General features: G+C 36.6%; 8 protein-coding genes and 1 rRNA gene. 3 read left to right on the top strand and 6 right to left on the bottom strand.

Translation table 11 applies throughout. From position 1 onward, the window contains the following. Positions 1-73, bottom strand: a 16S ribosomal RNA gene (locus AC1DOS_RS02325); the annotation flags it as partial. A gap of 386 nt (positions 74-459) precedes the next feature. On the opposite strand from AC1DOS_RS02325, the gene AC1DOS_RS02320 reads away from it, so the two are divergent. After that, positions 460-1,110: a hypothetical protein gene (locus AC1DOS_RS02320; protein ID WP_477536243.1), complete on the top strand. Its 651-nt coding sequence runs from the start codon at positions 460-462 to the stop codon at positions 1,108-1,110. A gap of 26 nt (positions 1,111-1,136) precedes the next feature. Here AC1DOS_RS02320 and AC1DOS_RS02315 read toward each other — a convergent pair whose 3' ends face one another. After that, on the bottom strand, positions 1,137-1,814 hold the full coding sequence (locus AC1DOS_RS02315; protein WP_108586031.1) for a KinB-signaling pathway activation protein: 678 nt from the start codon (positions 1,812-1,814) through the stop codon (positions 1,137-1,139). Positions 1,815-1,962: 148 nt separating this feature from the next. Between AC1DOS_RS02315 and gerD the strand changes: the two genes are divergently transcribed. Then, positions 1,963-2,553, top strand: a complete 591-nt coding sequence (gene gerD, locus AC1DOS_RS02310) for a spore germination lipoprotein GerD (protein WP_477536238.1) — start codon at positions 1,963-1,965, stop codon at positions 2,551-2,553. A 44-nt stretch (positions 2,554-2,597) separates the two neighbouring features. Here gerD and AC1DOS_RS02305 read toward each other — a convergent pair whose 3' ends face one another. From AC1DOS_RS02305 to AC1DOS_RS02295, 3 genes are all read right to left on the bottom strand, one after another. After that, a complete protein-coding gene (locus AC1DOS_RS02305; protein WP_477536237.1) occupies positions 2,598-3,656 on the bottom strand; it encodes a P-loop NTPase in 1,059 nt (352 codons plus the stop codon). A 152-nt stretch (positions 3,657-3,808) separates the two neighbouring features. Beyond that, entirely contained in the window at positions 3,809-4,522 is a 714-nt protein-coding gene (locus tag AC1DOS_RS02300; protein ID WP_477536236.1) for an N-acetylmuramoyl-L-alanine amidase, read from the bottom strand. A gap of 168 nt (positions 4,523-4,690) precedes the next feature. Beyond that, complete coding sequence (locus AC1DOS_RS02295; protein ID WP_477536235.1) at positions 4,691-5,395, bottom strand: DUF421 domain-containing protein; 705 nt, start codon at positions 5,393-5,395, stop codon at positions 4,691-4,693. 163 nt (positions 5,396-5,558) lie between these two features. Between AC1DOS_RS02295 and AC1DOS_RS02290 the strand changes: the two genes are divergently transcribed. Beyond that, complete coding sequence (locus AC1DOS_RS02290; RefSeq protein WP_477536234.1) at positions 5,559-5,858, top strand: hypothetical protein; 300 nt, start codon at positions 5,559-5,561, stop codon at positions 5,856-5,858. 207 nt (positions 5,859-6,065) lie between these two features. Here AC1DOS_RS02290 and AC1DOS_RS02285 read toward each other — a convergent pair whose 3' ends face one another. Next, on the bottom strand, positions 6,066-6,689 hold the full coding sequence (locus AC1DOS_RS02285) for a YitT family protein (RefSeq protein ID WP_477536233.1): 624 nt from the start codon (positions 6,687-6,689) through the stop codon (positions 6,066-6,068). Between the last annotated feature and the right edge of the window lie 95 nt (positions 6,690-6,784).

Genomic DNA, 6,784 nt, shown 5'->3' with positions numbered 1-6,784 from the left:
CATTCCGCTCGACTTGCATGTATTAGGCACGCCGCCAGCGTTCGTCCTGAGCCAGGATCAAACTCTCCATAATGGTGAGTCGATTAGCTCGACTTTGTTGCTGGCGTCAAAAATTTGACGTTTATAATGAACGGTTAAGTTCAAGTTTGTTTTCGATACCGACAGGTGTCGGCGTAAAAAAACGTTTTTGCTTCCGGCACCGAAGTGCGTTCCGCTTGTTAGTTGACGTTTTGCTGTTCAGTTTTCAAGGTTCATGTGTTGGTCACTGTTTCAACAGCAACTCTTATATCTTAGCAAATTCTTGATGTCATGTMAACAAAAAGTTTTGCTTTTTTATTTTAGTTTGCCGCGTGTTTTGGCGACTTATGTATCTTACCATCCTTTAAACATGAATGTCAATACATCATCATAAATTTTAAAGAACAAAAATAAACTAGTTGAGGAAGGGTTGTGAATCAAATGAAAAAACGTATATTAATCACCTTAATCATTGTGTTCGTTTTCTTAATATTTATTCAACAAAAAGAACAATGGACATCGGTATTTCGTGTCACTGAACAACCTGACGTCTTGATGAAAGGCAATCACGGAGTGACATTAACCGTGGATCTATCATTCGGTCGCGAAGACGTGGATGACTGGATAACGAATTTAGAAAAACCTTATCCTCTACTTTTTTTAGATGCAGATTGGATGGAACGTTCTCCTTTAATCGTTAAAAAAATTAAAGAAAAAAACATTCCAGTTGGMTTACTCGGTCAAGAAAGTAAAAATTATGAAGAAAATCTTGGCCTGCTAAAGAAGGAAATCGAAATTTTCCAGTCAGAATTCGGCGTTGTTCCACTGTGGTATCGGACGAAGGATAATATTTTTCCAGAACCACTTAAGCAACAAGTTTGGGATTCCAAAATCAATATGGTGAGCTCATCAATTAAATGGACTGCTGGTGATCCTCCTACTATTCAAAAAGGGGATATCGTTTCAGTTGCATTACATCAGAAAACTCGCGTTTCTCTTAAGGAGCTAACTGCTTTCCAAAAAGCTCATCCTTTTGTCTCTATAGAAGAAACACTTTTCGGCTATAAAACACAAACAAAAACTTTCCCATAAAAAAAGCATCCAAATGGATGCTTTTTTTATGCTTTTACTTTAGTCGTTTGAGCACGTGCTTTTCGACGCTCTTCTAATTTTAATCGATCCACATCAGACTTCGCATTGTATTTAGGTAATTTTAGTAATTGGTATGCATTTACCGCTAATAATGGGAACAATAATAAAGTTACGTAACGATCTACGTCTTTTTCATCTACCATCAAAACGGGTAACCATTCTAACGTTGTAATAACAATCATAAAAAATAACGCAGAAATGAATGCATGTTTTTTCGTCCATTTAGCTTTGAAATAAGCTACAACTAATCCTGTTGTTATTAGAATAGCCAGAAGGCCTAAATATAACCATAGTTGTGATTGCGAATTAGCAATCGGCATAAAACGAAATTTAATTAAATCAAAAATAACTAATGCAATAATTAATAACTGTACCCAGTTCCATAAGGTTAGAGTTTTAAAAATATTAACACCAAATTGATGAACTGTTAAATATGCGAAAAATCCCATTTGACTTAAAACACTCATTGTCATACCAAGAAATACAAACCACAAAAAACTTGCGGCAAATTCTGCATACTCTCCACTTGCAACATATGGTGCAAATGCATCTTGCCATCGAATAATTAATCCAAGCACACCGGTAACTAGACCCCCAATTACAAGTGCCTTGAAGAAAAATATAAACCAATTTCGTATAGTCACAGCAAAAAATCCTCCGTTTTTCTCAAGTTCTTCACTTGATTGTATCAACGAATAAGCAAAAAATCTAATTTACTAATCAATATCTACATATTCTCAAGAAATATGTGAACAATAAATGAAAAGGTCAGTGGAAGAAAAGAGGTTAAGTATGCGAAAATGGATAATACTTTTAGGAATCGTCGTATTAGCAGGTTGTGGAGCACAACAAAGCAGCACCCCTTCTTATGAGGAAACGAAAAAAATGGTTACGGATACCATGCAAACTGAAGAAGGAAAAAAAGTAATGCGTCAAATGCTTTCAGACCCTGAATTTAAAGAGCTTTTAATTTTGGAACAAGAAGATGTTAAAACTTCGATTGAGAATACTCTTCTGTCAAAGGATGCGGAAAAATTTTGGAAAGATACCTTTAAAGACCCAACTTTCTCTGAAACCTTTGCGAAAAGCATGAAAAAACAACAACAAGATATCATGACTGCCTTAATGAAAGATGCATCATTTCAAAAAGAGTTAGAAACATTCTTTGGTTCACCGGAGATGCAAAAACAAATGGAAACAATTTTACAGTCGTCAACAAATCGCAAAGAAATCGAAAAAATTGTGCAGGAAACGATTGATAGCCCGCTTCTAAAAGCGAAATGGGTAGAATTAATCAAAGCGGCTGGCACGACGGAAGAAAAAGGAAAATCGCCATCAAAAGATTCTAGTGGTGGCAGTGGCGGCGAAGGAAATAAACCTTAATAACAGAAACCCCCGCTCGTAATATGATGAGCGGGGGTTTTACATTATTTCGTTAATTTATTAATGACTTTTGTAGCGATTTCTCCATATAGTTTACCTGTAGGATGTACCTCTGAATACACAGAAGGAGCAAAATCTTCTTCATTCCAATCAGGTTGACCTAGTGGGATTTGACCAAGGAGTTCTGTACGAAGCTCATCTGCAAGCTTCGGACCTCCTCCCTTACCAAAAACATACTCTTTTTCATTCGATGTTTTCGATTGGAACCACGCCATATTTTCGATTACGCCTAAAACTTCATGATCTGTTGAAAGCGCCATAGCACCTGCACGAGCAGCAACAAAAGCTGCTGTTGGATGCGGAGTGGTAACAACGATTTCTTTAGATGATGGGATMATTTGATGAATATCAAGTGCCACGTCACCTGTTCCTGGTGGTAAATCAAGCAATAAATAATCTAATTCGCCCCACTCAACATCTTTAAAGAATTGATCTAATACTTTACCAAGCATAGGACCGCGCCATACTACAGGTGCGTTGTCTTCAACGAAAAAGCCCATTGAAATAACTTTTACCCCAAATCGTTCAACTGGGATAATGCGAGTACCTTCTATTTTTGGACTTTGTTGAATGCCCATCATATCAGGTACGCTGAAGCCATAAATATCCGCATCGATTAATCCGACTTTCTTGCCTAAGCGCGCTAACGCAACTGCTAAGTTTACGGAGACAGTAGATTTCCCTACGCCTCCCTTACCAGATGCAATTGAGATAAATTCCACTTTATTTAATGGTGACAATAAATCTTGTGCTTCAGATGCAGTTGTCGTTCCGCGGAACGACGCTAACACTTCTGCAGGCAATTCTTCAAAGCGAATGCCTACTGTACCAACACCCGCTCCTTTTAATGCATCTACGACCTTCATTTGCAGTTGCATTTGTTCAGCAGTATTAATCTTAGCAATCGCAAGCTTTACGCTTACATGATTTTTTTCTTCTTTAATAGATACTTCTTTTATGCCATTTGTTTCAAGTAACGTTTTATGTAAAAAAGGGTCTTGTAATTGCCCGAGCAGTTCGCGAACCTGTTGTTCATTTATCAAATTAGACACTCCTTTAATGTACATTTCGTCCTATAGTATATCATATCAAATATAGCTAGTCGGCATTATAGGATCTTCGTTAGTGTAGGAGGCATTGATCAAATGTTATTCGTCAAACTTCTTCTTACTTTAATTAAGAGGTTATTAGCGTGTCACTGCATTTCACCATCTACGTACTCTTCAATCCCATCAGCAATTGCTTCAGCCATTTTCTTTTGATAGTCTTTAGACGTCAATAATTTTAATTCCTCAGGGTTACTTAAGAATCCTGTTTCCACTAATACTGCTGGCACGGTTGCTTTTTTCAATAAGTATACTTGTTTAATTGCTAATGCTTCACGTTCAGTATTTCCAATATGTTCTCGGATTGAGGCTTGAATAGCTTTCGCAACAGCAGCGCCATCTACATGACCTTCCTTATGGTAAAACACTTGAGCCCCACGCCATCTTGCATCAGGTATAGAATTCACATGGACACTGATAAATAAATCTGCTTCTGTGTTGGCAATCATTTCTTCACGCAATTGCAAGTCTGCACGTTTTCTTGCACGAATGGTTGGGAACGTAGCTTTGGGATTATGTTCCGCTACTGCATCTTCCTCATTCGACCTTGTCATCACAACTTCGGCACCCAGATGTTTTAATTCTTTCTCGAGTTCTTTCCCAAGTGATAGCGTTATATCTTTCTCAACAACTCCTCCAATAGAAGCGCCACCGTCCATTCCACCATGACCAGGATCAACTACAATTCTCATTCCAGCAAGAGGCGCTGGTAAAAAGAATGCACGATCAGATGCTTGAGTTTCATAAACTACAACTGTTACAGAGACTAACAATAAAAGTCCAATTGCTATCCAGCGTTTCAACGCGTACGACACCACCTTTTACACTCACTATACGTATGTCCTATACGAACTATGAGGAAAATATCGTACCTTTTTAAATTCAGAAAAACCTTTTCCATTTCAAAAAAAGGTTTCACAATTTCAAGACTGGAATCTTCCTTACACAGGAAGTGCCTTCACAAACAAGTATTACAAGTTGTCATCTCTCAAATCCATGTAGACAGAGCCATCTGATTGAATTTCAGCATAAAAAACTTGTTCTATCGAATTAACTCCATGCTTTTTCAATTCATTATCTAACCATTCTTCGGTAAAGTTTTGTCCAGGAAAATTCTCCGTTACGATTTTTCCCTCTGCGATAATTGTGAATGGCATATACTTTGGTACATCGATCTTAGCTTTCACATCTTGTTTTGTCGCATTTTGCTGGGCTACTTTTTTGAAGACACTAAGTTGTCCGTTTGTTTCTAATACTGCAAATTGCACATCTTGGACCGAAAAAATCCCCTGCATCCTTAACAACATATTTAAATCAACAATAGGTAGACGGGCTGACTTGAGTTCATTTCCTAAAATTTTCCCGTCTTTTATGATAATCTTCGGTATATCATCAAGTAAATTTTTTGCCTTTCTTGATTTTAACGTTATATAACTTACGAGCAGAGTAAGAACTGACCACCATACTAAAGAGGTAATCGCATTTAAGAAATGTGTATTATCATGTGAAACGATCTCTCCTGCTATTGAACCGATTGTTATTCCAGTGATGTAATTAAAAAATGTGAGTTGACCCAGTTGTTCTTTACCTAAAACTCGTGCCAAAAAATGCAATACGATAAAAGTAACAGTCGCTCTAACAATCATTTCCCAGAAACTATAATCTTCAAAGTTCATATTTGATAGTCCCCTCTTTTGGCTTCTTATGACTTCATTATTTCCTAACTAACTATCTCTTATTCAATCGCAGGAGATTGTCTTTCAAGTTAAAGGTTTATGATTATTTGAAACCAAACAAATTCGCTGAAGTTACATACCATAGAGATAGGGGGGCATTAATTTGAGTGATCATCATTTTCATAAGCAAAAGAATTCAACATATACCCTACATGATTTATTAAAAGGGAAGGACCTTGACATCATTGCTGCCTCCTTATTACTTCTTGGAAAGTTAAAAGTGGAATCAGTTCATTTATTTAGAAACTCCCCTTCTATAACTGTTACATTAATTGGGAAATATAAAAATCTAAAAGATGATAAGTCAGAGGATATGTCTGATTTTTTAGATCAAAATGGAGACATGACACTTGATGAGGTGTTTGAAGCACTAAGTAAACGAATGAATAAAAAAAGGATGTGAACGTTTGAATAATAATTGTCCTCATGAAAAATCTAAGTTTGATGGTGTCAGATTTGTTAATGGGCTCTTACTCATTATCTTCATTTCTCTCCTGCTCTTTGGCTCCACCAAAATCCCTGATGAATCATTAGTTATTAGCCCATTATTTAACATGACCTAACACAAAAATAGCCATGTTCCTCATTGTGAGGAACATGGCTATTAACATTAAGACACAATCCCAAACGTAATAATTGGAGAATAATTCTTTTTCCTTTTTATGGTTAATATGCTAGTCATTGTTCCAACACAAATCACCGTGATACCTGATAAGAGGAACGAACTATCGGTAATAATAAAGTTACCAGAAAAAACGATGAGCATATCAATTAATAAAATAACCATTCCTGGATTTATTCGTGCATAATTAGCGATAATTTGGCCAAGCAGATCAGTCCCCCCAATGCTTGTATCAAAGCGAAGCATGAGTCCAATTCCTGCTCCTACAAATAAACCGCCCAATATCGCACTGGTCGTTGGGTTCTGATCCAGAATAAGCCCGAGAGCCCGCAATGGATGATAAGTCAAGTCCACAATGAAAGAAGAAAACAACATACCATGAATACTGTTGTATAAGAAAGATCGATTATAAAACCAAGCAAGAATTAACACTGGAATACTCAACGTTATGACCATTAATCCCACTTGGAGCCCTGTTAAATAATGTAGTATTAACCCCATTCCAAATGTTCCACCGTCTAACAACTCATGATTTATTAAAAAAACATTTACACCAGTTGCCATTAAAAGACTTCCCACAATAATTGATATTGATTTATGTATAAATGGCAATCGTATTCCACCTCTTTAATATCACAATACTAGATGTATATGCTAGTTTTTCAGGAATATTTAAATACCCCTATTGGCATCTTCCAAATCAATAC

Source organism: Paenisporosarcina sp. P5_A11 (assembly GCF_056400705.1).
Note: the sequence above shows the minus strand (reverse complement) of the source record. Positions and strands in the feature narration are given on the sequence as shown.

Bases quoted from the DNA above. Each gene is read 5' to 3' on its own strand.
- AC1DOS_RS02295 (WP_477536235.1), bottom strand. From the start codon at position 5,395: ATGAACTTTGAAGATTATAGTTTCTGGGAAATGATTGTTAGAGCGACT.
- gerD (WP_477536238.1), top strand. From the start codon at position 1,963: ATGCGAAAATGGATAATACTTTTAGGAATCGTCGTATTAGCAGGTTGT.